Annotated in this window: 25 protein-coding genes; 19 read left to right on the forward strand and 6 right to left on the reverse strand. The window is 46.6% G+C overall.

Annotated elements, in window-relative coordinates; genetic code table 11:
* Nucleotides 1-43 precede the first annotated feature (43 nt).
* From ACR1R9_RS04335 to ACR1R9_RS04350, 4 genes are all read left to right on the forward strand, one after another.
* On the forward strand, nt 44-1,117 hold the full coding sequence (locus tag ACR1R9_RS04335) for a DUF3298 domain-containing protein (RefSeq protein WP_433921632.1): 1,074 nt from the start codon (nt 44-46) through the stop codon (nt 1,115-1,117).
* 408 nt (nt 1,118-1,525) lie between these two features.
* Entirely contained in the window at nt 1,526-1,705 is a 180-nt protein-coding gene (locus ACR1R9_RS04340; protein ID WP_063565447.1) for a hypothetical protein, read from the forward strand.
* Nucleotides 1,706-1,834: 129 nt separating this feature from the next.
* Nucleotides 1,835-2,533 (forward strand): RNA polymerase sporulation sigma factor SigK, encoded by a 699-nt coding sequence (gene sigK, locus ACR1R9_RS04345; protein WP_076288009.1) that lies wholly within the window; start codon nt 1,835-1,837, stop codon nt 2,531-2,533.
* A 161-nt stretch (nt 2,534-2,694) separates the two neighbouring features.
* Nucleotides 2,695-4,041, forward strand: a complete 1,347-nt coding sequence (locus ACR1R9_RS04350) for an amino acid permease (protein WP_433921631.1) — start codon at nt 2,695-2,697, stop codon at nt 4,039-4,041.
* 114 nt (nt 4,042-4,155) lie between these two features.
* Here ACR1R9_RS04350 and ACR1R9_RS04355 read toward each other — a convergent pair whose 3' ends face one another.
* The 3 genes from ACR1R9_RS04355 to ACR1R9_RS04365 all read right to left on the reverse strand — a co-directional run bounded on the left by ACR1R9_RS04355 (nt 4,156) and on the right by ACR1R9_RS04365 (nt 6,675).
* Complete coding sequence (locus ACR1R9_RS04355; protein WP_433921630.1) at nt 4,156-4,989, reverse strand: alpha/beta hydrolase; 834 nt, start codon at nt 4,987-4,989, stop codon at nt 4,156-4,158.
* A 53-nt stretch (nt 4,990-5,042) separates the two neighbouring features.
* Entirely contained in the window at nt 5,043-5,465 is a 423-nt protein-coding gene (locus ACR1R9_RS04360) for a MarR family winged helix-turn-helix transcriptional regulator (RefSeq protein ID WP_064640736.1), read from the reverse strand.
* 145 nt (nt 5,466-5,610) lie between these two features.
* Nucleotides 5,611-6,675: an ABC transporter substrate-binding protein gene (locus ACR1R9_RS04365; protein ID WP_175383207.1), complete on the reverse strand. Its 1,065-nt coding sequence runs from the start codon at nt 6,673-6,675 to the stop codon at nt 5,611-5,613.
* Nucleotides 6,676-6,842: 167 nt separating this feature from the next.
* On the opposite strand from ACR1R9_RS04365, the gene ACR1R9_RS04370 reads away from it, so the two are divergent.
* Entirely contained in the window at nt 6,843-7,919 is a 1,077-nt protein-coding gene (locus tag ACR1R9_RS04370; RefSeq protein ID WP_218642250.1) for a FecCD family ABC transporter permease, read from the forward strand.
* A 2-nt stretch (nt 7,920-7,921) separates the two neighbouring features.
* Nucleotides 7,922-8,689: an ABC transporter ATP-binding protein gene (locus tag ACR1R9_RS04375; RefSeq protein ID WP_433921629.1), complete on the forward strand. Its 768-nt coding sequence runs from the start codon at nt 7,922-7,924 to the stop codon at nt 8,687-8,689.
* Nucleotides 8,690-8,910: 221 nt separating this feature from the next.
* Here the strand turns inward: ACR1R9_RS04375 and ACR1R9_RS04380 are convergent, their stop codons facing one another.
* Nucleotides 8,911-9,513 carry a TetR/AcrR family transcriptional regulator gene (locus ACR1R9_RS04380; protein WP_433921628.1) on the reverse strand — a complete coding sequence of 201 codons (603 nt, stop codon included), beginning with the start codon at nt 9,511-9,513 and terminating at the stop codon, nt 8,911-8,913.
* 231 nt (nt 9,514-9,744) lie between these two features.
* Between ACR1R9_RS04380 and ssuD the strand changes: the two genes are divergently transcribed.
* Nucleotides 9,745-10,905, forward strand: a complete 1,161-nt coding sequence (ssuD, locus tag ACR1R9_RS04385; RefSeq protein ID WP_376036026.1) for an FMNH2-dependent alkanesulfonate monooxygenase — start codon at nt 9,745-9,747, stop codon at nt 10,903-10,905.
* Nucleotides 10,906-10,976: 71 nt separating this feature from the next.
* On the opposite strand, the gene ACR1R9_RS04390 is transcribed toward ssuD, so the two are convergent.
* Complete coding sequence (locus ACR1R9_RS04390; protein ID WP_076288015.1) at nt 10,977-11,543, reverse strand: DUF421 domain-containing protein; 567 nt, start codon at nt 11,541-11,543, stop codon at nt 10,977-10,979.
* A gap of 225 nt (nt 11,544-11,768) precedes the next feature.
* On the opposite strand from ACR1R9_RS04390, the gene ACR1R9_RS04395 reads away from it, so the two are divergent.
* The 12 genes from ACR1R9_RS04395 (at nt 11,769) to ACR1R9_RS04450 (ending at nt 24,261) form a co-directional block, all read left to right on the forward strand.
* The gene (locus ACR1R9_RS04395) at nt 11,769-12,260 is read left to right on the forward strand and encodes a HEAT repeat domain-containing protein (protein WP_326101755.1); all 492 of its coding nucleotides are present in this window, start codon (nt 11,769-11,771) and stop codon (nt 12,258-12,260) included.
* Between the two features lie 81 nt (nt 12,261-12,341).
* Nucleotides 12,342-13,004, forward strand: coding sequence for a ribonuclease H (gene rnhA, locus ACR1R9_RS04400; RefSeq protein WP_063567948.1), 663 nt, complete (start codon nt 12,342-12,344; stop codon nt 13,002-13,004).
* 195 nt (nt 13,005-13,199) lie between these two features.
* Complete coding sequence (locus tag ACR1R9_RS04405; protein WP_076288017.1) at nt 13,200-14,069, forward strand: alpha/beta fold hydrolase; 870 nt, start codon at nt 13,200-13,202, stop codon at nt 14,067-14,069.
* A 155-nt stretch (nt 14,070-14,224) separates the two neighbouring features.
* The gene (locus ACR1R9_RS04410) at nt 14,225-15,214 is read left to right on the forward strand and encodes a serine/threonine protein kinase (protein ID WP_433921627.1); all 990 of its coding nucleotides are present in this window, start codon (nt 14,225-14,227) and stop codon (nt 15,212-15,214) included.
* A 252-nt stretch (nt 15,215-15,466) separates the two neighbouring features.
* On the forward strand, nt 15,467-16,780 hold the full coding sequence (locus ACR1R9_RS04415) for an ABC transporter substrate-binding protein (RefSeq protein WP_433921626.1): 1,314 nt from the start codon (nt 15,467-15,469) through the stop codon (nt 16,778-16,780).
* Nucleotides 16,781-16,848: 68 nt separating this feature from the next.
* Nucleotides 16,849-17,730, forward strand: a complete 882-nt coding sequence (locus ACR1R9_RS04420; protein WP_076288019.1) for a carbohydrate ABC transporter permease — start codon at nt 16,849-16,851, stop codon at nt 17,728-17,730.
* Between the two features lie 26 nt (nt 17,731-17,756).
* Nucleotides 17,757-18,575 carry a carbohydrate ABC transporter permease gene (locus ACR1R9_RS04425; protein ID WP_076288293.1) on the forward strand — a complete coding sequence of 273 codons (819 nt, stop codon included), beginning with the start codon at nt 17,757-17,759 and terminating at the stop codon, nt 18,573-18,575.
* A 27-nt stretch (nt 18,576-18,602) separates the two neighbouring features.
* A complete protein-coding gene (locus ACR1R9_RS04430) occupies nt 18,603-20,156 on the forward strand; it encodes a DUF4127 family protein (protein WP_433921625.1) in 1,554 nt (517 codons plus the stop codon).
* 17 nt (nt 20,157-20,173) lie between these two features.
* Complete coding sequence (locus ACR1R9_RS04435; protein WP_217504846.1) at nt 20,174-20,863, forward strand: N-acetylmannosamine-6-phosphate 2-epimerase; 690 nt, start codon at nt 20,174-20,176, stop codon at nt 20,861-20,863.
* A 6-nt stretch (nt 20,864-20,869) separates the two neighbouring features.
* A complete protein-coding gene (locus tag ACR1R9_RS04440; protein ID WP_076288021.1) occupies nt 20,870-21,697 on the forward strand; it encodes a MurR/RpiR family transcriptional regulator in 828 nt (275 codons plus the stop codon).
* 28 nt (nt 21,698-21,725) lie between these two features.
* Complete coding sequence (locus tag ACR1R9_RS04445; protein ID WP_433921624.1) at nt 21,726-22,679, forward strand: ROK family protein; 954 nt, start codon at nt 21,726-21,728, stop codon at nt 22,677-22,679.
* Nucleotides 22,669-24,261, forward strand: a complete 1,593-nt coding sequence (locus ACR1R9_RS04450) for an FAD-dependent oxidoreductase (RefSeq protein WP_433921623.1) — start codon at nt 22,669-22,671, stop codon at nt 24,259-24,261. The genes ACR1R9_RS04445 and ACR1R9_RS04450 overlap by 11 nt, the downstream gene beginning before the upstream one ends.
* 182 nt (nt 24,262-24,443) lie before the next feature.
* Here the strand turns inward: ACR1R9_RS04450 and ACR1R9_RS04455 are convergent, their stop codons facing one another.
* On the reverse strand, nt 24,444-26,510 hold the full coding sequence (locus ACR1R9_RS04455; RefSeq protein ID WP_433948808.1) for a vWA domain-containing protein: 2,067 nt from the start codon (nt 26,508-26,510) through the stop codon (nt 24,444-24,446).
* Between the last annotated feature and the right edge of the window lie 188 nt (nt 26,511-26,698).

A 26,698-nucleotide genomic window follows, 5' to 3' on the forward strand; every position in this document is an offset into this window, starting at 1 on the left:
TATTATTGGTATATCATAATAATTAGAAAGGATGGATTTCAATTTGAATAAAACATTTGCTATGTTAATAAGCTTCTTATTGGTGTTTCTATTTATAATCCCAATAAGTGATGCGAATGCAGCCGGGTCGAGCACAGTAACGACAAAAATTTACTCGTATAAAGGGCAAAAGTATGTTCAAATAATTGGCGGCGAACAAAAGGTCAGGGATAAAATAAATAAAACACTCAAAATCCATGCCGTAAATGCCGCTATACAGAATACATATCTAAAAAAACAGCAAGATTACTTTTACTGGAATACAACTGCACAGACTAAATACAATCAAAACAACCTACTATCTATTGTATATACAGATTATAATTTCAGAGGCGGCGCGCACGGGTATGAAGAAGTAACGACTTATAATTATGATCTAACAACAGGAAAACGCCTCTACTTGAACCAGGTGATTCAAACCAATAAACAAGCTGTTAATCTAGCTGAGGGTATTGAATCAGACCTAAAGAGTAATGAGAATGTTTTCCCGGACAGTTTTTATAACTTTCCCTTGTCGAATACATCTAGCTTTTACTACCAAAACACAGGAATTGTCTTGGTATTTAATCCATACGAAGTTGGGCCTTATGCGGCGGGATTTATAGAGGTGAAAGTTCCTTTCTCCAAAATTCAGTCTGAACTGAGCAGGCCATTTTTTGATTTAAATAAAAACTCCATTCAAGAGTTGAAGAGTGGGAGAATACCGGGGTTTGAAAATATAAGCTTTGGACAAACGAAAGCAGAAGTATCAAAAGCGCTGAAAAGTTCAAATAGTGAACCCTATTATGAACCGGAAATGGGAGGACTTTTCTGGATATTTGAAGGGGTAGAGTATGCTTCCTTTAATTTTGGGGAGGGAGACACAGACCGTCTTGACCATATTTATTTGAGTTGGAAAACCCTCCCTATGAAAACCTTCAGTGACATTGAGAAGATGTTGGGAAAAGGTCAAAAGGGTGAGAACCCTGATATTCAAGGAGAATATTTACTCTCCTATCGTTTTGGGGACACTCGGGTCCATTTCGCCTCCAATTCAACCGAGGGACTTATCCATGGCATTACAATCTCACATTACTAAGAAAAGATGCTGATTTTGTACTCTCCAAGTGTCGGGGCGGCAACATTGTACCATAGGAAGTCGCTAAATCTAGCGGCTTTTTTCCTTTCGTTGTAGGAGTTGCTATATATTAATTCTTGTTTCCACTCGGACTTGAAAGGATCGTTATTGTGAGAAAAATAATTAATTATATTCTAATCTTACTGATCATTTGGGTAGCGCTACTGTATCCTATTCGTTCTGCGTGGTTTGAAGGTGTAAATCAGATTCCTGAAGATCTTCATGGTATTTATTTACTGTTCTTGTTCTTTGGATATCTTATTTGTTCATCTGGGATGGGGCTTATGCTTTACAAGCTGTGTTTTAAACGAAAAGAATAGTAATTACAGCAGTTGATATCATTCATTTTTCCAAGGAGAAGGTGACAACTTGTACTACTACAAAGGTGCGTTCAGAGAAACGGACAATTTTATTTATTTCAAAAGCGATGTTCAATTAGCTGAGAATGATGTCGTGATATTTGGTGAGAAGAAGTATTTTATCGATAGTGTCGAGAAAGAATTCCTCATCCTTCAAAAGGTGGGCTCGATTGTTTCAGTGAGTGTATAAATCTCCGCGAATAACTTCCCTTTTTCAAGTGTACGTGCACTTCTGGGCACACGCCTACATACAATAAATCGACCCTGTTCCCACATGTGCTCAGGCCAGATCGTTGTAAAACTGCAGGAGGTGTCATCTGTGCCCGGATTGTTTACCGCAATTGCCCTTTTCATCAAAGAGTTAACGTTACTCGTCTCGTATGTCAAAAATAATGCATTTCCCCAGCCACTGGCTGAGGATGATGAAGCCAAACATTTACGCCTTATGGCTGAAGGCAACGCACATTCGCGTAATTTGCTTATCGAACACAATCTGCGCCTCGTCGCGCATATCGTCAAGAAATTTGACAATACTGGCGAAGACCAGGAAGACTTGATTTCGATCGGAACGATTGGTTTGATTAAGGCGATCGAAAGTTTTCAACAAGGCAAAGGGACCAAACTTGCTACGTTTGCTGCCCGTTGTATTGAAAACGAAATACTTATGCATTTGCGTTCCCTGAAGAAAACACGCAAAGACGTTTCCCTTCATGATCCAATCGGAACGGACAAAGAGGGCAATGAAATTACATTAATTGATATTCTCGGAACAGAAGCCGACGACGTTGTAGATAAGGTACAACTCAAGATTGAAAAAAGTAAGATTTACCGCAATCTCGACATCTTGGATGATCGGGAGAAGGAAGTTGTAATTGGCCGATTCGGCTTGGAGGCAGGCGGGGAAGAGCGCACCCAACGCGAGATAGCCAAGGAACTTGGCATCTCACGCTCCTATGTATCACGGATTGAGAAGAGGGCGCTTATGAAGCTGTATCACGAGTTTTATAAACACAAATAATCGTTGACCAGATCAGAGGGCGCCTTTTCAAAAGGTGGCCTCTTTGCTGCGCAAAAAAATCTAAAAGAATTATAGGTATTCACGACAGATTATTATATGATGAGTTGTATACAAGTTTGACATCGTAGAGAGCATGTGCAGAAAGAGAGTGGTGGTTTACCATGCAAGAAGAAACATTAACACGAGGATTAAAGAACAGGCACGTGCAACTGATGGCGATTGGAGGTGCAATCGGTACAGGTCTGTTTCTCGGAGCAGGCAAAACGATTCAACTGACAGGGCCATCCATCTTGCTGGCCTATATTATTACGGGTATTGTGTTATTTCTCATCATGCGTGCATTGGGGGAACTGCTGCTAAGCAACTTGCAGTATCACTCCTTTGTTGATTTTGTGCGTGATTACCTGGGGAACATGGCGGCATTTATTACAGGTTGGACCTACTGGTTCTGCTGGATTTCCATTGCGATGGCTGATATTACGGCAGTTGGATTGTATACGCAGTTCTGGTTTCCGCAAGTACCCCAATGGATGCCCGGATTGATTGCACTGATCGTTTTACTGATCATGAATCTGGCAACGGTTAAGCTGTTTGGTGAAATGGAATTCTGGTTTGCCCTGATAAAAGTATTGGCCATACTGGCACTGATTGTTGTTGGTCTTTATATGATCTTCAAAGGTTTTACCACGGATCAAGGGCCTTCGAGTTTCACCAATCTGTGGAGTCATGGGGGATGGTTTCCGAATGGAATGCATGGATTCATCATATCATTCCAGATGGTGGTGTTCGCCTTTGTAGGCATGGAACTGGTGGGATTGACAGCGGGAGAAACCGAGAATCCGGAGAAGGTTATTCCGAGAGCGATTAACCAGATTCCCATCCGTGTCTTGCTTTTCTATGTTGGCGCACTGCTGATTATTATGAGTATCTACCCATGGAACGCAATTGTGCCCAGCGAGAGTCCGTTTGTTCAGGTATTTGCAGCCGTGGGCATTGCAGCAGCTGCCGGCATTGTGAATTTTGTGGTACTAACATCTGCTGCTTCGGCCTGTAACAGCGCCATTTTCAGCACAAGCCGTATGGTGTTCTCCATGGCGAAGGATCGCAACGCGCCCACTTCGTTCGCACGATTGAATAACAGAAAGGTTCCTTCCAATGCGCTTTTTTTCTCCACGATCGTTATTCTGATTGCGATTGTTCTGAACTATGTGATGCCGGAGGGGGTATTTACGCTGATCACCAGTGTCTCAACGGTCTGTTTCATCTTCGTCTGGGGCATTATGGTGATTTGTCATCTCAGATACCGCCGTACCCGCCCGGAACTGGCGAGCCGGAGTCGCTTTAGACTGCCACTCTATCCATTCTCCAACTACTTGATTCTGACGTTTTTGGTATTTGTGTTGGTGATTCTGGCATTGGCTGAGGATACGCGTGTAGCGCTATTTGTTACCCCTGTATGGTTCCTCCTTATGGCAGTGATATATATTTGTAAAAAGAAAAACGTGTAACAAAGAAAAATACAAGTCGCCCATGACTCAGACTGCAATTCAATTCGGAGATGCAACGTACCATTGGAGCTGTACTTTAGAGGAAGGGCGACTTTGTTGTGCTCGGGTTTGATTTTAATTCCCCCGATTTAACCATTTCAGGATGATCTCCACAACTTCCAAATATCGCTGGCCGACGAGCAATCCGGTATGGGTTGTATCCCACAGCCCTGCATATTCAGCGCCAAGCTGTTCTGCAGTCAATTGACCTCTTCGCTCCTCATCATCGGATTCTACGGCTTTGATTACCAGACTTGGACATGTAATTAAATTGCCGTTGATGGATACACCGCCGCTTAACCCGAATGCTGCTGAGAACGTGAGAAATGCCTTCGATGACTCCATCTGCAGATATTTACGCTGAAAGGCAATATCCTCCGCAGATTCGTCAATACTGCTGTGCTCTTCGCGGGCCGGGGGAGGGATGACAATGTCAGGTGTAATTCGATTACTCTCAGGATAGGGAATCAATTGATGAACTTCCTGGCTTAGACTAGAATCAATCACGACCAATCCAGCTAAAGTAATCGTCTCGGCAATCTTCTGACTGAGTATTCCGCCCATGCTGAAGCCGATGAGAACAGGGGGCGCTGTACACTCTGCCAGAACTTCACGGATATCCTCCAAATAATCCTCAAACGTAATTTTCGTCATGTCCATTACCCGGCTTTTGTAATGACTTCTGAGGTTCAAAACGTAGCAGGTCCAGCCTTGTTCAACGAAGTGGGGGATATATTTGCTCCACATCCAGCTGCCTGTATATGCGCCATGAACAAACAAGAGAGGTGGCTTTATTACTGGATTTACCGAGTGGGGAGCCGTATCAGCTTCATATATTTCTAGGTGCAAATCATGTTTTCCTATCGTTTTGACTTCATGTTCAGGTAGCAATTGAGTAAAATCGATCATTAGGACAAACCTCCAAAAATTAGTTTTATATCAAACTATTACTCCAAAAAAAATTAGAAGTTGCCGTGAATTTTCATCAAAATTCGAAGCAGTTCTTTTTTCTCCGCTTCAGTAACATCCGCATAAAACGCGTCCAGCATACGACGTGAAATATGTTCAAATACCGGTTTAAGCTCTTCTCCTTTTGCAGTCAATGTCACATGGACAATCCGTGAATCTGTTGCATCACGCTCTTTGGCGACATAACCGTTGCGCACCAATTTGTCGACAAGCGCTGTGACCGTGGATTTATCCTTACCGATTTTTTTGGCGATTTCAGCCATGGTCATTCTGGAGTTGTTGTACAGGGCGTAGATTATATCCCCATGGGACGTGGCCAGATCCTGAATTCCCTGCCCAGCCATCTCGGATAAAATGAAGCGGTTGACCTTCTCTTTAATTTTGGATATGAGTGATATAGCGTCTGTCGTTTTCATACATGTAATATAGTTTGTTATCAAACTAATGTCAAGCTCGGATTTTAAATCTGACACATAAACGGAGAACAAAAAGAGCAGCGAGAAATCTTTTCTCCTGCTCTTCCGATTTTTCCATTCAAAATTGGAAGCAGATGTCCTGCAATTACTTGATCGGATTTGCTTTCATTTCCTGTTCCATCTTCTCAATGCCGTCCAGAATTTGATATCCATAACCCCAGAACTGACTGAAATCTGTTACGTAAATTTGTTTGTTTTTGATGGCATTCATGCTTTGCAGTGCAGGGTTGGCATACAGATTTTGAATCAGCTTGTCGATATCCGGGGAACCGGCATAAGCGGATAAGAGCAAGTAGTCCGGGTTTGCCGTGATTAGCTGTTCCACACTGACTTCGCCTTGCACGCCATCAAATGTATTTTTCAGTTTCAACAGGCTCAGTGCATCCAACTGATACGTATCATTATGCATACTGCTCACAGTAATCGTGTCTTCCGTAGCAGGAACGATGTAGGCAAAACGATGCTCAGATTGATCCGCCACACTTGACTTGATGGCTTCAACACGAGCTTTCAGGCTTTCTGTGAATTTTGCGGCGTTGTCCTGTACATCGAAGATTTGACCCAACTGTGCAATATCATTATAGAGGCTGTCCAATGTCCCTTGATGATTCGTGGTTTGCAGGAAGGTCCGGATGTTCATGTCGTTCAAGCCATCCACGGTACCTACACCCCAGTCTGCGTCTGCAAAGAGGTCCCCACGTCCCAGCACCAGATCCGGACTTGCGCCTACAACGAGCTCTTTACCCACATAATCTTTGGACAAGACAGGAATTTTCGCAAAATCATCTGCGACATCAGGAGTAACCGTGCCATACAATGCGGCGACTCCAACCATTTTATCGGTTAGCCCAAGCTTGATCAGCATCTCTGCAGCAGATTGGGTATTCGCGACGACACGCTCGGGGGCTTTCTCGAATGTTTGTGATTTTGGTTTCCACTCGCCACCTTCACCTGAGATGGTAAAGTTCTCAATCGTGAGCGGATAGGATGTTTTGCTTGTATTTTCTACTTGTGTTGCCGTTTCGGATGAATTGCTTCCCTCCACAACGGGGGTGGTAGTGGTGGAAGATGCTGCATTGGAACATGCGGCAAGCAAGAGTAACAGGAGACTTAAAGAAGCGAACCAAACGGTTCTGAATTTGAATTTCATCTAGCGACGAGCCCCTTTTCTTTATGTTTTTTAAATTGACAAAGATAATCATTCTCAATTATAATCCGAGAAAATGCTTTGTAAATAGCTAAATTTTTATTATTCAAATTCAAGTGATATTGATGGGGGAAAAGATGGCACAGACGGCTCAGATTCAGAAGCAGCGTATGGGAAAAAGGGAATCACTGATTCACAGCAAATCCGGTTTTGCAGTATTGATTGCCGCTTTAATCATCGTAATGGTTGTTTCGGTTGGGATTGCTGTATCCATTGGACAGGTGAGCATTCCGCTTGCCGAGTCTTATCGTATTCTGTTGTACAAATTAACCGGATTTCAATTCGGCTCTACGCCGATTGAGGCGGGGTCCTTTACGGATATCATCTGGCAGATTCGCTTTCCGCGTGTACTGATGGCCATGTTTATCGGTGCCGGGTTAGCTTTATGTGGTGCAGTTATGCAGGCTGCCGTGCAGAATCCTCTTGCAGACCCGTATATACTGGGGATCTCCTCAGGAGCTTCACTCGGGGCTACGTTTGCCATTCTGATCGGATTCGGCGCGATTGGCTGGCTTGGTCAGACCGGGGTGGCCTTCTGGGCATTTGCCGGAGCGATGGGTGCGTCCTTGCTGGTCCTCGCTCTCGCAGGTATTCGGGGGAAAATGACATCGGTCAAGCTGGTGCTTGCCGGGATGGTCATTAATGCACTGTGCAGTGCCTTTTCGAACTTTATCATTTATTTTGCCAACAATGCCGAAGGCATCAAGACCGTAACATTCTGGACCATGGGCAGTCTTGCCTCATCAGGATGGAACAAGCTTCCGCTGATTAGCATCGTTGTGCTCGTAGCCATTTTGTTCTTCCTGTTGCAATCCCGGGTCCTTAATACGATGCTGCTGGGTGACGAAGCCGCGGTTACGCTAGGGATTAATCTCAGTGTATATCGCAGGTTGTATATGCTGTTAACGGCTCTCGTCACCGGCGTAATGGTGGCAAGCTGCGGCATGATCGGTTTTGTTGGATTGATTATTCCGCATATTGTGAGAGGGCTGGTTGGATCTGACCATCGTAAAGTCATGCCAGTATCCGTACTATTCGGTGCCATCTTCCTGATCTGGACGGATGTTATTGCACGATCACTGATTTCCAGCGTTGAATTGCCAATCGGGATCATTACAGCGATGATTGGTGCGCCGATGTTTATGTATATGTTAGTCAAAAAAGGCTACGGTTTTGGAGGAAAATAAACATGAAACTGAATGTAGAAAATGTATCCATATCGGTGCTGAACACGGATATTATCCGGGACATTTCTTTACAGGTAAATGGCAAGCAATTCGTAGGCCTGATTGGCCCGAACGGTTGTGGCAAATCAACGCTGCTCAAGAGCATCTATAAAGTGATCAAACCACAGCAAGGCAAAGTATTTCTCGATGATACGGACATTTTGAAATCCAGTCCCAAGGTCGTGTCCCGGCATATGGGCGTTGTGGGTCAGTTTAACGAATTGAGCTTTGATTTTACTGTGCGTGAAATGGTCATGATGGGTCGCACTCCTCACAAGAAGCTGCTGGAGACGGATAATGAACGGGATTATGAAATCGTGGAACAGGCGCTGGAAAAGGTACATCTGACCGGACATGCGGACCGCAATTACGTGTCCCTGTCCGGCGGGGAGAAGCAGCGTGTGGTCCTCGCCCGAGTGCTGGCGCAGCAGCCCGAATTTCTGATATTGGACGAGCCTACCAATCATCTGGATATCAAATATCAGCTTCAGATCCTCAACATTGTGCGGAGTCTGGATATCGGCATATTGGCTGCGCTTCATGATCTCGAACTCGCTGCAGCGTATTGCGATTACCTCTATGTTGTGAAGCAGGGACAGATTGTGGTTCATGGCAAACCCGCCGATATCTTGACCCGTGAAATGATTGGTGAAGTATTCGACGTGGAATGTGAAATCTATGAAAATCCGGTTACCGGTGGCTTGGGTATTGCCTATTTGAGTACACGGTGAGACAAGGACTGTCTTAGCTGAAACTCACACATGTTCTCTCATTATCTCTTCCACTATAACTCCGGTTGCACAGGCAATTATGGACTAAGTAGCAAAAGAAGAACTGTCTTTAAGCGGAATATATGCTTAAATGACAGTTCTTTTTGTTCTAGAGTCAAGGGTCACATGTCAAGTGTATTCAGATGCCATGTATCATTTTTTTGGAGGTGGGGCTACTCCTTCTAATCCGATGTTCCCATCGCTTTATATGTTCCTAACAGGGCAATGCGAGTTAATTGAAGAGCCATATGATGAGGTGAGTTTACCTTACTGTCAGCAAGCCATTTGTGAATAATTCCAATGGTGGAAAAGCTGATATGATCCAGCAAAATATCGAGAGGCACTTCTTTTTGCTCCATACCTAATTGGGATATCCGATCCAAAAACATCTCTCTAATCACTTCATTCAACCGGTTGTTGAAATTCCCGGCAGGATTAATGAGTACCATCACCTGATAGAATTCATCATGCTCCAATATATGCTCGAACAATGCTGCAAAAATGGGATCTGGCTCGTTAAATGAAGGTAGACTCCCAAAGTGGGAATTCCGTTCCGCCAGTAACTGTTCAAGCAGTTGAAATTTCTCATTCACCATGCTATCCAATAAATCATCCTTGTCCAGAAAGTGGGCGTAAAAGGTAGATCGATTGATATTCGCTTGCTCGGCGATGTCCACGACACTAATTTCGGTGTAGGCTTTCTGTGGCAGAATTTTCAGGAGAGCTTTGGAAATCATCACACGGGTCCGTAAAATTCTTCGATCCACTCCACGGGATTCATTCACTTCTCATCACCTCGAAAACAACGGATTGTTCAACTTTGTTGAGCCTTCAAATGGTTTGGGGATGTAGATGAATAAGACATTTCGCAACACATCGGTCAAATGCGTTGTTTAACCGTCAGATTCTGGCTAATTGATCGTTGATATCCAACGGATAATAGCTATCATAATAAATAAAACACACCAAATCAATCGGAAAAATAAAATATAAGAAATAGGAATGAGGTCATACCTATGGAACTGTTTTGGTTTATTCCCACGCACGGGGATGGCAGGTATCTTGGAACAAAAGAAGGAGCCCGGGCAGTCAGTTATCATTACTGCAAGCAGGTGGCACAAGCCGCGGATGAACTTGGATATGCCGGTGTTTTGTTACCTACGGGAAAGTCGTGTGAAGATGCCTGGATTGTTGCTTCATCGCTGATTTCTTCCACGGACAGGCTCAAGTTTCTTGTCGCGGCGCGTCCAGGTCTGATGATGCCAACCACAGCTGCACGCATGGCCGCAACACTGGATCGTTTCTCCAAAGGAAGACTGCTGATCAATGTGGTGGCTGGTGGAGATCCAATTGAGCTTGAAGGAGAAGGGCTGTTCCTGGACCACGATGAGCGCTATGCGTTAGCCGATGAATTTCTGACCATTTGGCGGAAGGAATTGGAGGGAGAGGCTGTTGACTATGAAGGTAAATATCTGAAGGTTAAGGGTGGTTCCGTCCTGTATCCGACCATCCAAAAGCCACATCCACCACTCTATTTTGGTGGTTCCTCGGAAGCCGCAATGGAAGTGGCAGCGGATCATGTCGATGTGTATTTAACGTGGGGTGAGCCTCCGAGTCAGGTGCAAGCCAAAATTCATCAAATGCGGGAACTGGCTGCAAAGAAAGGAAGAAGCATTCGTTTTGGCATACGTATGCATGTTATTGTGCGTCCGACAGCAGACGAAGCATGGAAGGCCGCTAATGAGCTAATCTCCCATCTGGATGAGGAGACAATAGCCGCTGCCCAGAAGATCTATGCCCGCATGGATTCCGTAGGACAGCAGAGAATGGCCAAGCTGCATAATGGGGATCGTTCCAACCTAGAGATTAGCCCCAATCTGTGGACGGGTATCGGCTTGGTTAGGGGTGGTGCCGGAACCGCACTTGTCGGTGATCCCGATCAGGTCGCAGCCAGAATCAGAGAGTATGAAGAACTGGGGATCGAGACCTTCATTTTATCAGGTTATCCGCATCTGGAAGAATGTTATCGTACAGCGGAGCTGTTATTTCCAAAGCTTCAGTACTCGCAACATGGAGAAAGCGGCGATCATTCCTTTGTTGGTCCATTTGGAGAAATCATTGCCAATAACAACATTCCGGATCATATGGTCAAATCGGAAGTTTCCTCCAAGTCCTAATTTCATAACGGATTGCAGATTAAGGCAAAAAAAGACACCTGAAGGCATTCGCATTCGGGTGTCTATTTCATTTACTGTATCTTGGAGTCAATTGGACGCGAGTGTCCATCCTGGATGACCTCTTGGAACAGTTCCTTGGATTCCATGGGCCACGTACCTTGCTTCAGGAGTGCTTCCAAATCGCCTACGGTTACTGGGCGTGCGTGCCGTTTGAGCACGTAACCGAGTTGCCCGTTTGGTTCCATCGTGGCCGTTTCCAGATCGGCAATACTTGTAATCCCTTTCTCCCGCAACTGCATCTCCAATTGGTCCACGGAGAAGCGCATGCGTTTCAAATTCGGCAGATTCAACTTCCCATCTTCCACAACAACCTTCGATTTTCCGCTCATCAGTTTTTCAAACCAATTAAACTTCAATTGTAACTGTTCAACAATCAGAAGTGTGAGGATAAATACCGCCGCTGACCCGATCGCTTTACCTAACTCATGATTCGCAATTGGCTGCACGATCGTTGTTCCGATCGAGATAATAATGACCGTTGTGGCTACACTCATTTGCGAGATAGATTTACGTCCAGCAATCCGCAGTAGAAACATACCAATCAGTACAAGCAAGATGGATTTCCATATCCAGTCCATTGGTTGTATTCCTTTCTGTACCAAATCATGTGTCGTATTTCTTAGCCTGTTCCTGATCTGGTTGAAATATACAATTGTTTAGGACAAGAGATGTGGATAAGGAAAATAGTCCCGACATTATAAGGACCATTATACTACATCCTAAAATAAGGAAATGACCGATATTATTATGGAGAGCTTTCTTCTAAAAAATGAGGAGTGATACAACGTACAATGTATACAAACATGTTACAAAAGCATCTTTCCCAAGGAGATATGGAAGGCGTTGTTAAACAAATAGCATATATTGGTGAAAAAAAGGATATAACTCAATTCGCTTTCTTGATTGAACTCCTGAAATCTACGGACAACGCCATACTACGCAACACAATTGCTATCGCTTTATCTGACATTGGAGATGATCGAGCAGTCGAACCGTTAATTGAAGTCATCACAGACTCCAAGACATCAGGAAGCAGAGGCACATTGCTATACGCTCTTGAAAACCTGAATTACATAGTACATATTGAGAACATTATTCCATTTATCGGTGATTCCAGTCTTGAAGTGAGCGCGCAGTCATTCATGTTGCTGGAGCAAATGATGGATAAGTTATCTGATTTACAAAACCTTAGGTGTCAAACAATTATTGAAATGCAAATCTCACATAACCAAAGCAAGCTTCTGGAAGTAGCATTAGACATGTTGAAGAAATGGAGGTATCAAGTGCAGGAATAAGATAAACACGCTTCTTTCAATCTCACCTCCCTATCGTTTACAATAAGGAATTGAATGCAGCAAACGAAGGAGCGGGTCATATTGGCAAAGCAGAAATACTATGTCGTCTGGGCAGGAAAGCAGCCTGGCGTATACAGCACATGGGCGGAATGCAAAGCACAAACGGATCATTTTACCGGAGCAAAATATAAATCGTATGAATCGAAAGCTGCCGCCGAAGAGGCATATCGTGCAGGATGGAAAGGAAACTGGGGTACGGGTGCCAGTGGTTCAGGCGCTTCTTCGAAGACGAAGTCTGGCAGTAGCGGAAGAAGTGCGGGCATGGAGACCTCCGCAGAAATTGACTATGACAGCATCTCGGTTGATGTTGGTACGCGTGGGAATCCAGGGCCGGTGGAATATAAAGGCGTAGATACCCGCACGGGTGAGATTATTTTCTCCGTTGGGCCAATCTCCAAAGGTACGAATAATCTGGGTGAATTTCTGGCAATCGTACATGCCTTGGCGTATCTCAAAAAAGAGGGCAGTAGTAAGACGGTTTATACGGACTCTGTCAATGCGATGAAATGGTTGAAGCAAAAAGCGGTGTCCACCACGCTCGCAAGGGATGCTTCCACCGAAGAGATCTGGCTGATGATTGACCGTGCAGAGCAGTGGCTGCGGACGAATACGTACAGCAATAAAGTGCTAAAATGGCAGACCAAGCAGTGGGGCGAAATCAAGGCAGATTACGGCCGAAAATAGCCCTATTTCTCTACAATTTCTATATTATTAATTTTCTATGAGAAACGATGTTTACAATTTCCAGTTTCCATTCTATAATCAGTTCATTATGATAAGTTACACATATGAAGGAGCCTGTCATCAGCGGGCTCTTTTATATTTATGGACCTTAAAATCCATAAAATGTTGAAAGAGTATACTTTGCAGGAGGCAGACATGAGTTCCATTTATAGAAGTGAAGAAGGCAAGAGCAGCATACTTGAGGAATACGAAGCGTATGTTGAGCAATTGGGCGAAGGTTTTACACGAGAGTACGTCGAGACACGTTTTGGACAAACGCATGTTTTATTAACAGGTCCAGAAGACGGTAAGCCGCTATTTATTCTCCAGGGCGGAAATTGTGTGAATCCGATGACGTTGTCATGGTTCTCTTCTCTTTTCAAAGATTACCGGATTATCGCGCCGGATACGATCGGTCATCCAGGCTACAGTGAAGAAACACGAATTTCGGCAAGGTTTGATAGTTTGGCTTTGTGGATTTCTGATTTGCTGGATCACTACAAGATCGAAAAAAGTGCGTTTATCGGTCCTTCCTTTGGAGGCGGAATTATCCTAAGACTGGCAACTTACATTCCGGACCGAATTGCATGTTCTGTTCTGGTAGCACCCGCTGGACTGGCCGTAGGATCCAAAATTAAAATGGCTCAGGATATCGTGTTGCCACTCGTAACGTACAAAATGACTTCTTCTCCAACTTCTTTGCAAAAGATCGCGGATATCATGTCATGTAGTTGTATGAAAGAAATAGATAAAAATATAATCGGGAAAATCTTCAAATACGTCAGTCTGGAGCAGGATATGCCCAAGCTTACGGAGCAGGACGAATTGGTGAATTATACATCGCCAACTCTGCTGCTGGTGGGAGAAAAGGATGTCTTTTTCCCGGCAGATAAGGTCATTGAAAGAGCTCAGAAGATTATTCCGAATGTCAAAGCAATCAAATACGACACAGGTCATTTTCCTTCTCAAGACGTGTTGAAGCAGATGAACCAAGAAATTCAGCAATTTTTACAGAAGAATTATTAAATATAGAATTTTTTTAATATTTCCGCATGGTTGTGATTCAAATTGCATCATTTGGTTTATATACATGGTTGGCGATGAAACGCCTGTCTGGTTGGACCAAATGATGCAACATGCGGCAAGTCTTCCGATCGACAAGGTTGAAAAGAGGGTCTGTTATGAAAAAGGACAATTGCAAAATGGCATTGCAACGCAATGTAATTTTAAATGATACATATCAGGTAAGACATCTCATGGCTAGCAGTGAGCTGGCTATTGTATATGCAGGAAGAGACCGGAATACAGGTGCAAAAGTAGCAATCAAGGAGTTTTTCCCCCAGAGGCTTGCAGCACGTCAGGCTGACAAACGGGGAGTGTTCTGTTCTTCACGAGGTTTCAGTGGTCAGTATCAGGAACTTCTTGCTGCATTTTTGGTAGAAGGAGAGCTGTTATCGACATTGAATCATCCTCATATTGTGTCGTATGTGGATCATTTCGAAGAAAATGATACAGGGTATCTTGTTATGGAATATTGTACAGGGGTAACCTTAACCGAATATCTGATTGAGCGAAATCATGCGCTGGACGCGGCATTTATTACGGAGACATTGCTCCCGCTGGTAGATACACTGGACTATATTCATAAGCAGGGAATTCTTCATCGTGATGTGAAGCCATCCAATATTATGGTGATGGAAGACGGTACGCCCAAACTACTGGACTTCGGTTCAGCAGCTCGTTGGCCTGTACAATCCGGGGAAAAACAGGCGATCTTTACATCGGCCGGGTATTCGCCGCTTGAGTTCTACTCGGAGAAATCCAGTCAGGGACCGATGTCAGACATATATAGCCTGGCAGCGTTGCTTCATTATTGGACATGCGGGCAGCCCCCTATGGATGTTAAACAGCGACTGTTCCGCGATGAATTGCCATCTGTGCGTTCTCATAATGAGTATGTGAACCGGTGGCTCGCACGCGTTATTCACTGGGGATTATCAGTTCGCTCCGAGCAACGTTGTGCGTCCCTCGCATGGGTTAAGAGATCACTTCAAGTACAGGCCTGGATGTGGAAAATACGCAAACCTGGCACGGTAGAATGGGCTTTAGCTGAAAATAAACATACGCAAGTCTATGAAGCAGAGCCGAAGAAACAGCATGAGACGGCTTAATTGCAGCCTTGTCTTATACATATAGTTGTAACAAATAAGTCAGTTTGGTCCTTTTACGGATCGAACTGGCTTTTTTTTGTGTTTTTTTAACCTAAAAGAAAAATTATTTCTTTTTTTAATTTATTTCTGGAAGAATACTTCATTCTAACTCCAGGGTCTGCATATACTCCATTGGAAAGATGGAGTAATTAGCCAGGAAATCTGACGTAAGCGCCGGCTCCCGTCTTATACCAAACTGAGGGGGAATGTTGTGTGACCACCAACAGAAAGGGCTTCACAGTATCTTTGCTGCTAGTCGTTATGATGTCTATGCTGCTTGCCGCCTGCGGAGGAAATGACAATACGGCTGGTACGCCGAGTCCGGGAAACACTGGGGAGACGGGTGCGGAAGCGGGAAAGCCGGTGACGCTGGAGTTTTGGACGATTGCTTTACAGCCAACGTTCAACGATTATTTCAATGAATTGATTGCCAAGTATGAGAGCAGTCATCCTGGTGTGAAAGTCGAGTGGAAGGACTATCCATATGATGCCATTTCACAGCGTTTATTGACCAGTACGGCCAGTGGCAAAAGCCCTGATGTTGTGAACCTCAATACCGAATTCGCCAGTCAATTGGGAAGTAAGGGAGCGCTGCTGAATCTGAATGAATACCTGACAGATGAGGAAGCGAAGAGTTACTTTGAAGGCATTTATAATTCTACTGTTTTGGATGGCAAAGCTTACGCGCTTCCTTGGTACACAGGTACCGAAGTGCTGTTCATGAATACCAAGCTGGTGAAGGAGGCAGGCCTTGATCCGGCAAATCCGCCGCAGACCCGAGAGGAACTTGTGGAGTGGGCCCGTCAGGTCCATGAAAAGACCGGAGTGGCCGGTTATGCGCAGCAGCTTATTTCCAAGCTATTTCCAATCGACGGCATTCCGATTCTAAATAAGGACAAAACGGCCGCCGCTTTCAATACGCCGGAGGCAGAGGCGATGATCGCTCAAATGCGTGATCTGATGGCCGAAGGCGTGGTGCTGAAGGAGGATGCCGAATTCAGCAAGCAGATCCAGTATTTTTCCGGGGAGCAGGTCGCTTTCCAATTGTCGGGTCCAACCTTTATCAACTTCATCAAGAAATCTGCACCGGATGTTTACAAGAATACGATTGCGGTAACGCTCCCTACAGGCAAAGCGAACCTGCGGCTCTCCAATTCCATGGATCTCGTTGTACCACAGAAATCCAAAAACCCTGAGCAAGCGGTGGAATTTGCCGCCTTTATTACCAATGCAGAGAACCAGACTGCCTTCTCCAAGGTAGCCAACACGCTGCCGTCGAGTAAAGCCTCTATTGAAGATCCGTTCTTTACGCAATCCGACGGATCGCTGGAAGCCGAAGCCAAGGTAGCCTCCTCCCAAAGTCTTGATAAAGCCACTGATTACATGGTCGGCGTACCGAATGCAGGAGATATCAACTCCGCATTGGCACGGGGCTTGCAGGAAATTTTGATGAACGGAGCAGATATTAAAGAAACGTTGAACGCAGTGGAGAAGGAAGTTAACCAAATTCTTAACCAGGAATCCTGAACTTATGCGGTACAGTCTGATGAGGGGGAGTACTCCCCCTCAATTCTAGAAGAGAGGGAGGCGTAGCCGTGTACAAGGCGATTCGATCCGAATCTTTTGCTGCATGGGCGTTTATGGCACCGGGATTGTTGTTTCTGGCAGTTTTCACCTTTTGGCCGATTATTTACGGGGTACCCCTCTCATTAACCGATTATTCTGTCATTACAGAGACACATTTCGTTGGTTTGGATAACTTTACCCGGGCCTTTCAAGATCACAATTTCCTGATTTCGCTGTGGAATTCGTTGGTGTATGTGTTGGTTGTGCCGGTGATTCAAATCATCTCGATCCTCATGGCCATTCTGGTTAACAGCCGAATTCCAGGTGTCAAAATGTTCAGGGCTGCCTACTACATACCGGTTGTAACTTCCATGGTCGCGGTGGCACTGATCTGGAGCTGGCTGTTGGGCAATAACGGCGTGGTCAATTACCTGCTGCTGAAGGTTGGCATTCTTAGTGAGCAGGTCTCCTGGCTTTCCACGAGCAGTACGGCGCTGTATGTGCTGATGTTCATCACCATGTGGAAGGGTCTCGGCTATTATATGATGCTCTATCTGGCTGGGCTTCAGGGAATTCCGGCAGATCTATACGAAGCCGCCAGAGTGGATGGAGCAGGACCACTGAGACTGATTATTCATGTGACGCTTCCGTTGCTGCGGCCGCATATTCTCTTTTGCACCGTAATTTCGGTGATGGGTGCCGTTCGTGTATTCGATGAGGTCTATATTCTCACCAAGGGCGGGCCGGGAACGTCCACGCTGACCTCAAGCGTTTATATTTTTCAAAAAGGGCTGGAGCAATTCAATTTCGGGTATGCCTCGGCGCTTGGGCTGATCGTCAGTGTGATGGTAGCAGCGCTCAGTGTGTTGGTGTTCCGGCTGAACCGGAGAGGCGGGGTGAATACCTATTGATTCGGCATACGCTTTCGTCTAAGAAAATGAAAAAAGCCCTTCGTCATTTGATCATTTATGTACTGTTGATTCTGCTCGCCCTGTTTATGATGGGTCCTTTTCTGTGGCTGCTCAGCGTATCGCTGATGCCTGGTCGTAATGTGTTTGCGAATCCACCAGCAATTCTACCAACCTTCATCGCTTTCGATAACTACGTGCAGGTGTGGGAGTTCATGGATTTTCCACGCTACATCATAAATACGGTGGTGATTACGCTCCTTGGGGTAGTGTTTAACATCTTCTTGTCCTGCCTAACGGCGTATCCACTCGCGACCTTTCGGTTCAGGGGACGTAATCTGGTGTTCACGCTGCTGATCTCGACCATGATTATTCCTTCGGCAACGGCGATGATTGTGCATTATTTAACGATTCAGGCCTTTCACTTGGGCAATACGTTTCTTGGTGTTGTGCTTCCGGCCGCGGTGTCGGTTTTTAACATCTTTCTGATGCGACAAACGTTTCTGGGCATACCGACGGATATTCGGGATTCTGGCAAAATGGATGGAGCCTCCGAGTTCCGTATCTTCGTGCAGCTTGTCATGCCATTGGTTAAACCAGGTATTGCCGTCATTGGCTTGCTTGAAGTTATGGCATTCTGGAACAATTTCCTGTGGCCGATTGTCGTGCTGGATGATCCGCAGAAATATCCACTGGCAGCGGCCCTGACGTATCTGAACGGTCAATTCTCGTATAACTTCGGCTGGATTGCCGCCGGCACCATGATTTCGGTGCTGCCGATTATCATTGTTTTCCTTTTCACCCAAAAATACTATATGGAAGGCATCGCCGGAGCGATTAAAGGATAAAAAAACACAGAAAGGGTGAACGCATTCATGCCGAAGCAGTATAAGCTAACCTTTGTTCCGTTAGATGAACGGCCTTGCAATTATGAGTTTCCTTATTTGTTGGCACAGGGAACGAAATTCAAAGTTGAGCGTCCGCCACTTGAAATCATGGGCCTGAAAAAGCGTCCGGGCGATGTGGAACAGTTATGGACCTGGTTTGAGGAGAGCTGTGCAAGGGCAGATGGAGCAATCGTTGCCTTAGATACGTTGCTCTATGGCGGGATTATTCCTTCCCGTCTGCATCAGTTGAAGCCGGATGAACTAACGGCCCGTCTGGAGCGCCTTCGGGGGATCAAGCAGCAGTACCCGCAGCTAACCCTGTATGCGTTCCAACTGATTATGCGCTGCCCGCAATATTCTCTGTCCGATGAGGAGCCGGATTATTACGCCGACTGGGGAAGAGAGATTTTTCGCAAAGGTTTCATCAGCCATCGGATGGAGCTGGGGATTGGGACGGATGAGGAGATCTGCGAGCTGGCCGATATCGATAACCGTCTACCAATGGAAGTGCTGGAAGATTACCTGGGACGCAGGGCCATAAATATTGAAGCTAACAAGCAAGTGCTGGCTCTGGTCCAGGAAGGAATTATCGACTTCATGATTGTGCCGCAGGATGATTCGGCGCCTTATGGACATACAGCCAAGGATCAGGAGAAAGTGCGAGCCCGGATTACCGCCCTTGATCTGGAACTTAAAGTCTACATGTATCCTGGTGCGGACGAAGTTGGTTGCGTACTGCTCTCCAGAATGATGAACAAGGCTCACGATCGGATGCCGCTGGTGTACCCACGATTATCATCTGTTCAGGGGGCGTTTGTTACTCCGCTATTCGAGGATCGATTTTTCTATGAGACGCTCAAATATCAGATTTTGGCTGCAGGTGGGTTAATTGCATCCAGTGAGACTGAAGCAGATCTGGTGCTGTTGATTAGCACACCTGGAGAGACGATGGCGGAAGCGGTGTCGCAGCAGCATTCTTTTTACAGCTATGATGTATACCGAAACCTGATGGAACTGGTGGAATATGGACACTTTCTGCTCAGGAGCAAGAACAAGCCGGTGGCTGTAGCGGATGTGGGATATGCCAATGGTGGGGATCAGAAGCTGGTCAAGATGCTGCGGCAAAAAGACATGTTATTTGATCTGGCTGGATATGCCGCCTGGAATACCAGCTCCAACTCGCTAGGAACCGTCATTTCGCAGGCCATGATCTATCTGCTCTATGGTCGTACACAATCGCATCTTGATTTCCTCGCTCTCCGCTATGCTGAGGATGTCTGCTATTGTTCAGTCGTTCGGGGAGAACTTAGCAATGGCCCGGTACAGGAGATGGGATATGGCAAGTACTTGCTCGATGGGTCTCGTGGCCTTGTTGCTGCCCGAGTAGAGGAAAGGTTGCGACAAGAGCTTACTGTGCGGATCGATACTACAGCTGGGAGTATCCAGATTACCGATTGTTATATGCCATGGAACCGGATGTTCGAAGTGGGCCTGTCTGTACGATTCGTACCATCCAACCCAGGTAAGGAAAGCAGAATATAAGAGAGAGGGTGGAAACCCTGACAAAGGTAGTGCTGGAGAAACTGCATTTGGGGCTAATTGTTTCCTGCCAGGCGCTGGCTGACGAACCGCTGCATGGCGCGGCGATGATGGCTCGTATGGCAGCTGCTGCGGAGGAAGGAGGGGCCGCTGGTATTCGGGCGAACGGGGCAGCAGATGTACGTGCGATCAAGCAGACCGTCTCATTGCCGGTTATTGGCATCGTGAAGCGCAATTACCCGGATTCTGCTGTATATATCACCCCAACTCTCAGAGAAATTGACGAGCTGCTAGAGGCCGGAGCGGATATCATTGCATTTGATGCGACCCGCCAGAGCAGGCCGGAAAATCATACATTGGAGCAAATCACCGCCTATCTGAACGCAAATGGGGTAGTTTCCATGGCAGATATCTCCATTCTGGAGGAAGCTTTATATGCTGAGTCACTTGGAGTCAGCTGTGTTTCGACTACACTATCGGGTTATACACCGTATTCCCGGCAGCAGGAAGGGCCTAATTTGGAGCTGCTGGGAATGTCTGCACAGCGGTTGAAGATTCCGGTCATTGCCGAAGGGCGGATTAGTAAACCTTTTCAGGTAGAAGAAGCGCTTGATCTGGGGGCATACGCGGTTGTGGTGGGCTCCGCAATAACTCGGCCACAGCTAATTACCCGACAGTTCGCAGCAGTGACCAGAAAAAAGCGAGGATGAAGAGTAATGGAGATGAATGACCGAATTAATACGTATTATCCTTCCATGACCAAGTCGGAGCAGAAGGTGGCCAGGTGCGTACGGGACAATCCGGATAATATAATCTATTTTTCTGTGACTGAGCTGGCTGATTTTGCTGGTACCGGAGAGACCACGGTGATGAGATTCTGCCGTAAAATCGGGTTTAAAGGCTATCAGGATTTCAAGCTGATGCTGGCCCAGGGGCTGCCGAAACGGCAGAACCAGCCAGACGGCGAGCAGGGAGAGGACGATTACGCCGACCATTTATATGCCTCGATGGTGGGTGTGCTGCAATCCAGCTTGGGTATGCTGGATCGTAGTCAGTTGGAGCAGGCAGTAAAGTGTCTGGACAGTGCACGACATGTGCAATTCTTCGGCGTGGGCTCGTCAGGCATTACCGCTATGGATGCCAAGAACCGTTTTCTGCGTATCGGCCGACGTGCGGAAGCGAATTCCGACAGTCATATTCAGTCCATGATGGCGGTAACGATGGGAGAAGGTGACGTGGCTTTTGGCATCAGTGTGTCCGGCAGTACGCTGGATACCAACGATATGCTGATGAAGGCTAAACAAAACGGGGCTAAGGTGATTGCCATGACGAACTATGCCAAATCCCCCATTGCTTCTATTGCGGATATCTTGCTCTTGACCGCGGGGAAGGAGTCTCCCCTTGAAGGCGGTTCTGTAGGAGCTAAAATCTCTCAGCTGTTTATTATCGACTTGCTCTGCCAGGGACTGGAGCGCGAGCATGGTGAAGAGACTAAAAAGATGAAGGAATTAACGGCCAGGGCGGTTATCGACCGTATTTATTGAAGGGCTTGTGTGAATAGGGGGAAAGCGAATGCCGCAGGTCATTGGCGTGGATGTAGGAGGCACAGGCATTAAAGGGCTTGTGGTCAATGAAGCAGGAGTCGTTCTGGTGGAAGCTACATGTGCAACCGAGGCCCAGTTGGGCCGGAAGGCTATACTTGTCCAGCTGCGCGGGTTAGTAAGTGAACTGTTGTCTAGCTGTGAAGAAGTGAAGGCACTGGGTATTGCCTCGGCAGGAAGGGTGAATGTGGAAACGGGTGAAGTGATCCACGCAACGAACAATTTACCTGGCTGGCAGGGAATGCCACTGACGCAGTGGGCAACAGCGGAATTTGGCCTGCCTTCAACTGCTGATAACGACGCCAATGCTGCACTGCTCGGCGAGGCGTGGCTTGGCACCGGCCGCGGTAAGCAGAACCTGGTTATGCTGACACTCGGAACTGGGGTCGGTGGGGCCAATATGGCATTTGGCAGGATGTTACGGGGAGTAGACTGGCGCGGTGGGGACTGGGGGCACAGTGTGCTGGTGCCTGACGGTCGGCCTTGCAATTGTGGCAAACGCGGCTGCGTGGAGCAATACATTTCCGGTAGTGCACTGATGCGGCTGGCGCGGGAACAGAAGGGCAACACGTATACTCACGGCCGAGAGATTATGACCGCTGCAAGACAGGGAGAAGCAATAGCGTTGTACATTCTAGAGCGTTACATATCTGATTTGGCCTCGGTTATTGCGAATATATCTGCCTCGATAGATCCGGAATTGATTATTCTTGGTGGCGGTGTGACCCATGATCAGGCTATATGGTGGCCGATGCTTACCGCTAAGTTGTCCAGTTTCGGATTGGCAGACCGGGTTGCAGTGGCTGAATTCGGTAACTGGGCAGGCTGTTTCGGGGCGGCGCAGCTGGCCTTGGAACACCTGCGTAAGGACGGCGTTGGCTGGTCTGAAGGCAGTGACAGGGAGGAGACAAAGCATGGGGATTGAGCAGGAGAAACACAGTGATATCGTCATTATTGGCGGTGGTCTTGGCGGGACTGCAGCTGCGCTGGCTGCAGCCAAGGCAGGGCAACGGGTACTTTTGACGGAAGAGACGGACTGGCTTGGCGGTCAATTGACCTCACAGGCAGTACCGCCAGATGAGCACCGCTGGATTGAACAATCTGGCAGTACAGCTTCGTACCGTGAGTTCCGCAGCCGGGTCAGAGATTACTACAGACGGAACTACCCGCTTACGGATGTCGCCAAGAGCGATCCTGTTCTTAACCCCGGTAATGGCTGGGTGAGCCGCTTGGCGCATGAGCCGAAGGTCGCGCTTGCTGTTTTGCATGAGATGCTTGTGCCTTACGTGAACACCGGTCGGATCGAGGTGCTCTATCATACCGTGCCAGTACATGTAGATACAGCAGGTGACCGGGTGACTGGCGTGACTGTGCGTGAAGAACGAAATGGGGGATTAATTAAGCTCCAGGGTGCCTATTATCTGGATGCTACAGAATGCGGTGATCTGCTTCCCCTTGCGGGAGTAGAGTATGTAAGTGGAGCGGAATCTCGGCGGGATACGGGTGAGCCACATGCCCTGGATGAAGCGAACCCGCTAGACATGCAGTCGATTACCCATGTGGCGGCAGTGGATTATGTGCCGGGAGGAGACTTCACGATCCCTCGTCCGAGGGATTATGATTACTGGCGTCAGTATGTTCCCTCGTTCTCACTGTATCCGATCCTGAGCTGGTACGCTTCGGATGCTAATGATACCTCCAAGCTGAAAGAGTTCACGATGTTCCCGAATGATCAGGGCATAACCCCCCTGTGGGATTATCGGCGGATCGTTGACCCGGCTATATGGTCAGAGTCACTGAATGATGGTGAAGTCACGCTGCTCAACTGGGCACTGAACGATTATTACGCCGGGCCGATCATTGGCGTATCGCCGGAGGAACGCGAGCGGCATCTGGAAGCGGCGAGGCAACTAACTCTTTCTTTAGTATACTGGCTTCAGACAGCAGCTCCCCGACTGGACGGCGGAAAGGGTTATCCAGGAGTAAGGCTGCGTGGAGATGTGCTCGGTACGGAAGACGGTCTCGCGAAAGCACCGTATATTCGGGAATCACGGCGAATCCGAGGCGTATATACCATTACCGAGCAGGATGTGAGCAAGGCATTGCGCGGAGCAGAGGGAGCCAAACGTTACGAGGATAGTGTGGGTGTCGGCAGTTATCATCTGGATCTCCATCCAACAACCGTGAGCCAGCGGACTTTTTATATACCGAACCATCCCTATGAGATTCCGCTGGGTGCACTCATCCCGGTGCGAGTCAAGAACTTGCTTGCGGCTTGCAAAAATATCTCCATGACCCAGATTGCGAACGGTTGTTACCGTCTGCATCCCACCGAATGGAATATTGGCGAGGCTGCGGGCACCCTTGCTGCTTATGCAATTGCACAGCAAGTAGAGCCCTCAGAGGTGAGGGTTTCGGCGAAGCATCTTCACGACTATCAGGCACAGCTGATTCGCCAGGGTGTTCAGCTTCATTGGACAGATGCGGAACTGGCAGGGGAGTGTTAGACAGACTTTTAAGAGAACATTGCTATCTTCAGAACACATAAGCACTCGAGATACCAAAGGGATAAAAAAATGATTCCTGTTCTGAACAGGAATCATTTTCTATAAGTCGATTAATTCTCTTTATGCATCTGTTTTTACAATAGTGTCATTGCAGATGATCGTTCTCATCAACACTGCGATGATTATCCCATGGTCTGCTGTGAATCTTTCTTTTGTCCTACATAGATATTAGTACTTGGTTTGATGGCTTTGTATCGAATTTCAATCTCTGTGACCCCATCCTCAAATGTAATATACAACTTTTCATTATACTCCAGAGCTTCTGTATGTCTGGGCTTCACTGGTGTTCGTCCCCGGACGACTGTGCAGTTCGTGTCATGCCGTACCAATAACGTTTCCTTTTTACCAGCCTCCAGCCAAATTCGTCCCGACTCCGGTACCTTAACCCCAATGTCCATACGATCAAATAGTTCACTGAGACTTACTTTCCGTCGCTCCAATGAAGTCAGTGGCCAATTCGTCACGGGAATATCTTCTCCGTTTGCAGTGGCCAAGAAGTATCCTTCCAGCCTTCCGCGAAATACAGGTTTTGGTTTCAGTACAAACCAATACAGGGCGAAGATTCCCCCGGCTGTGAGGAGACCGAGTCCCGTATATAGAAGTATCTTTTCACGTAAAGAATGAATTTTCAACTGGATGTCTGCGGTTACACTCGCGCCTTCGGAATCCGTTGCGGTCACCTTGATAAATGAACTACCGGTGTGGAGCGAAGACCAACGCAGTATATTACCTTCAATGACAGCGTCTCCGAGTTTGCGCTCACTCCCACCTTCTGCGAGGGCATACGTTAATGGGTCATTATTGGCATCCTTAAAATAGTTGCTTAGGTCAACTTCTGTATTGCTATCGTCTTTGGATAACACCATGGACTCCCCGGTTGCTACGGGGGCCTGATTCGTAATATCTACTTCAACCGGAGTGATCTCCCGATAAAAGTCAGGACCATCAATCCGAAGACCCCATGTGTATAGATCCGATTTTGGAAAAGTGTATTTTCCCGTAAATCCGCTGCCTGTATTAGTCAAAGGGATGCGCTCTGTTTTTCCATCAGACGGGGTGACAATGAGTTCTGCTTCAAGTCCCTTGTAAACATTCAAATCCTGAATGGGTTTAGGGTCCACTGCCTGATCGTAGAGAGAGGCTTCAAATGTGATGCTTTTCCCCTTTACTGGCTGTTCCGTTGCCATATGTGCAACCGCAGACACGTTGTAGTTTCCAAGTAGGTTGATCTTCACCAAATCTCCGCTGCGCCCCTTGAATTTCAGCTTGAATTGTCCTTTGACCGGACGAATGATCTTCATTAGAGCATATTTATCAGATCGGATGAAGCTGACATTGCTGGACTGATAATACAGCTGAGCTTCAGAGACAGCATGATCAGAGAGCATGATAATGTTGGCATCCGCCATGCTTGAATTGGGGATGTCCACAGTTACCTCCTGCATTGCCCCTGTTGCTGTTACTGCTGCCACAGATACAAGAACAGATTGAATCTGATCTGCAAAAATGCGGTTGAAAATTTCAGGCAAGTCGTCTGCACTTCCCGTGATAAAGGAAGATCCACCAGTTTCCTGAGCAATTCGCTCCAGTTCAGCGGGGTTAACCGTACCATCGCGGTTTAGTCCGACGGTATAGATTGGATAATTAGCTTTTTGAGCCATCTCAATCACCTTGTCTACATCTTTGGATGAATCAGCTGGTGTTCTGCTCGACGAGCCACGCAAATCCGTTTCCCCATCAGAGAGCAAAATCATAAATGGCTTTCGTTTGTCCGTCTGAGACTGTTCAAGCAAGCTCGCACCTCGGCGCAAGCCAAGTCCAAGATCTGTATAGCCTGAGCGTTTTAAGCCATCAACACGACTACGAAGGTTATTTCGTGCCCCAGAGGATGATATGTCCATTAGAGGTACGGATGAAGTGATTTGATCATTATAAGCTACGAATCCCAGTCGGGTCTTAGGTCCACTACTCATATCCATAAACATATGTATAACTTCTTCGGCGATGCGATCTTTGTCGGTCTCATTCATAGAGTAGCTAACATCCAGGACAAACATGGCATCGAGCCCGTCATACGCGTGGGTCTTGACAGATGATTCCGCGTAGATGCTGCCAATGTTCCCTGCTGGAATTAAAATGCTAATCACCAATAGGGAAAGCAGTATTTTTTTGCATTTAATTAATATCATGTGAGGCTTCGAATCTCCTTTCTAGTTTGAAAACTTCGGTACACTTTTTGGGGAATATTAAATTTTTTTCAAAAACTTTTTCTTAATCACGATATAACGCCGTTATGCGTAGTTTTCATTGATTGAGAATAATGCAACAGCGCATACTTTCAGTCTTTTTACTCTTGATTAGGGGGAAAACCCCACTA

The organism is Paenibacillus taichungensis, from assembly GCF_050994985.1.
GTDB lineage: Bacteria > Bacillota > Bacilli > Paenibacillales > Paenibacillaceae > Paenibacillus > Paenibacillus taichungensis.

Excerpts from the sequence above, each read along its gene's own strand:
- ACR1R9_RS04375 (WP_433921629.1), top strand. The coding sequence starts at position 7,922 with ATGAAACTGAATGTAGAAAATGTATCCATATCGGTGCTGAACACGGAT.
- ACR1R9_RS04395 (WP_326101755.1), top strand. The coding sequence starts at position 11,769 with ATGTTACAAAAGCATCTTTCCCAAGGAGATATGGAAGGCGTTGTTAAA.
- ACR1R9_RS04445 (WP_433921624.1), top strand. The coding sequence starts at position 21,726 with ATGCCGCAGGTCATTGGCGTGGATGTAGGAGGCACAGGCATTAAAGGG.
- ACR1R9_RS04430 (WP_433921625.1), top strand. The coding sequence starts at position 18,603 with ATGCCGAAGCAGTATAAGCTAACCTTTGTTCCGTTAGATGAACGGCCT.
- ACR1R9_RS04440 (WP_076288021.1), top strand. The coding sequence starts at position 20,870 with ATGGAGATGAATGACCGAATTAATACGTATTATCCTTCCATGACCAAG.
- ACR1R9_RS04370 (WP_218642250.1), top strand. The coding sequence starts at position 6,843 with ATGGGAAAAAGGGAATCACTGATTCACAGCAAATCCGGTTTTGCAGTA.
- ACR1R9_RS04360 (WP_064640736.1), bottom strand. The coding sequence starts at position 5,465 with ATGAAAACGACAGACGCTATATCACTCATATCCAAAATTAAAGAGAAG.
- ACR1R9_RS04405 (WP_076288017.1), top strand. The coding sequence starts at position 13,200 with ATGAGTTCCATTTATAGAAGTGAAGAAGGCAAGAGCAGCATACTTGAG.
- ACR1R9_RS04355 (WP_433921630.1), bottom strand. The coding sequence starts at position 4,989 with ATGATCGATTTTACTCAATTGCTACCTGAACATGAAGTCAAAACGATA.
- ACR1R9_RS04455 (WP_433948808.1), bottom strand. The coding sequence starts at position 26,510 with ATGATATTAATTAAATGCAAAAAAATACTGCTTTCCCTATTGGTGATT.
- ACR1R9_RS04425 (WP_076288293.1), top strand. The coding sequence starts at position 17,757 with ATGAAAAAAGCCCTTCGTCATTTGATCATTTATGTACTGTTGATTCTG.
- ACR1R9_RS04450 (WP_433921623.1), top strand. The coding sequence starts at position 22,669 with ATGGGGATTGAGCAGGAGAAACACAGTGATATCGTCATTATTGGCGGT.
- ACR1R9_RS04365 (WP_175383207.1), bottom strand. The coding sequence starts at position 6,675 with ATGAAATTCAAATTCAGAACCGTTTGGTTCGCTTCTTTAAGTCTCCTG.
- ACR1R9_RS04350 (WP_433921631.1), top strand. The coding sequence starts at position 2,695 with ATGCAAGAAGAAACATTAACACGAGGATTAAAGAACAGGCACGTGCAA.
- ACR1R9_RS04390 (WP_076288015.1), bottom strand. The coding sequence starts at position 11,543 with ATGGACTGGATATGGAAATCCATCTTGCTTGTACTGATTGGTATGTTT.
- ssuD (WP_376036026.1), top strand. The coding sequence starts at position 9,745 with ATGGAACTGTTTTGGTTTATTCCCACGCACGGGGATGGCAGGTATCTT.
- ACR1R9_RS04410 (WP_433921627.1), top strand. The coding sequence starts at position 14,225 with ATGAAAAAGGACAATTGCAAAATGGCATTGCAACGCAATGTAATTTTA.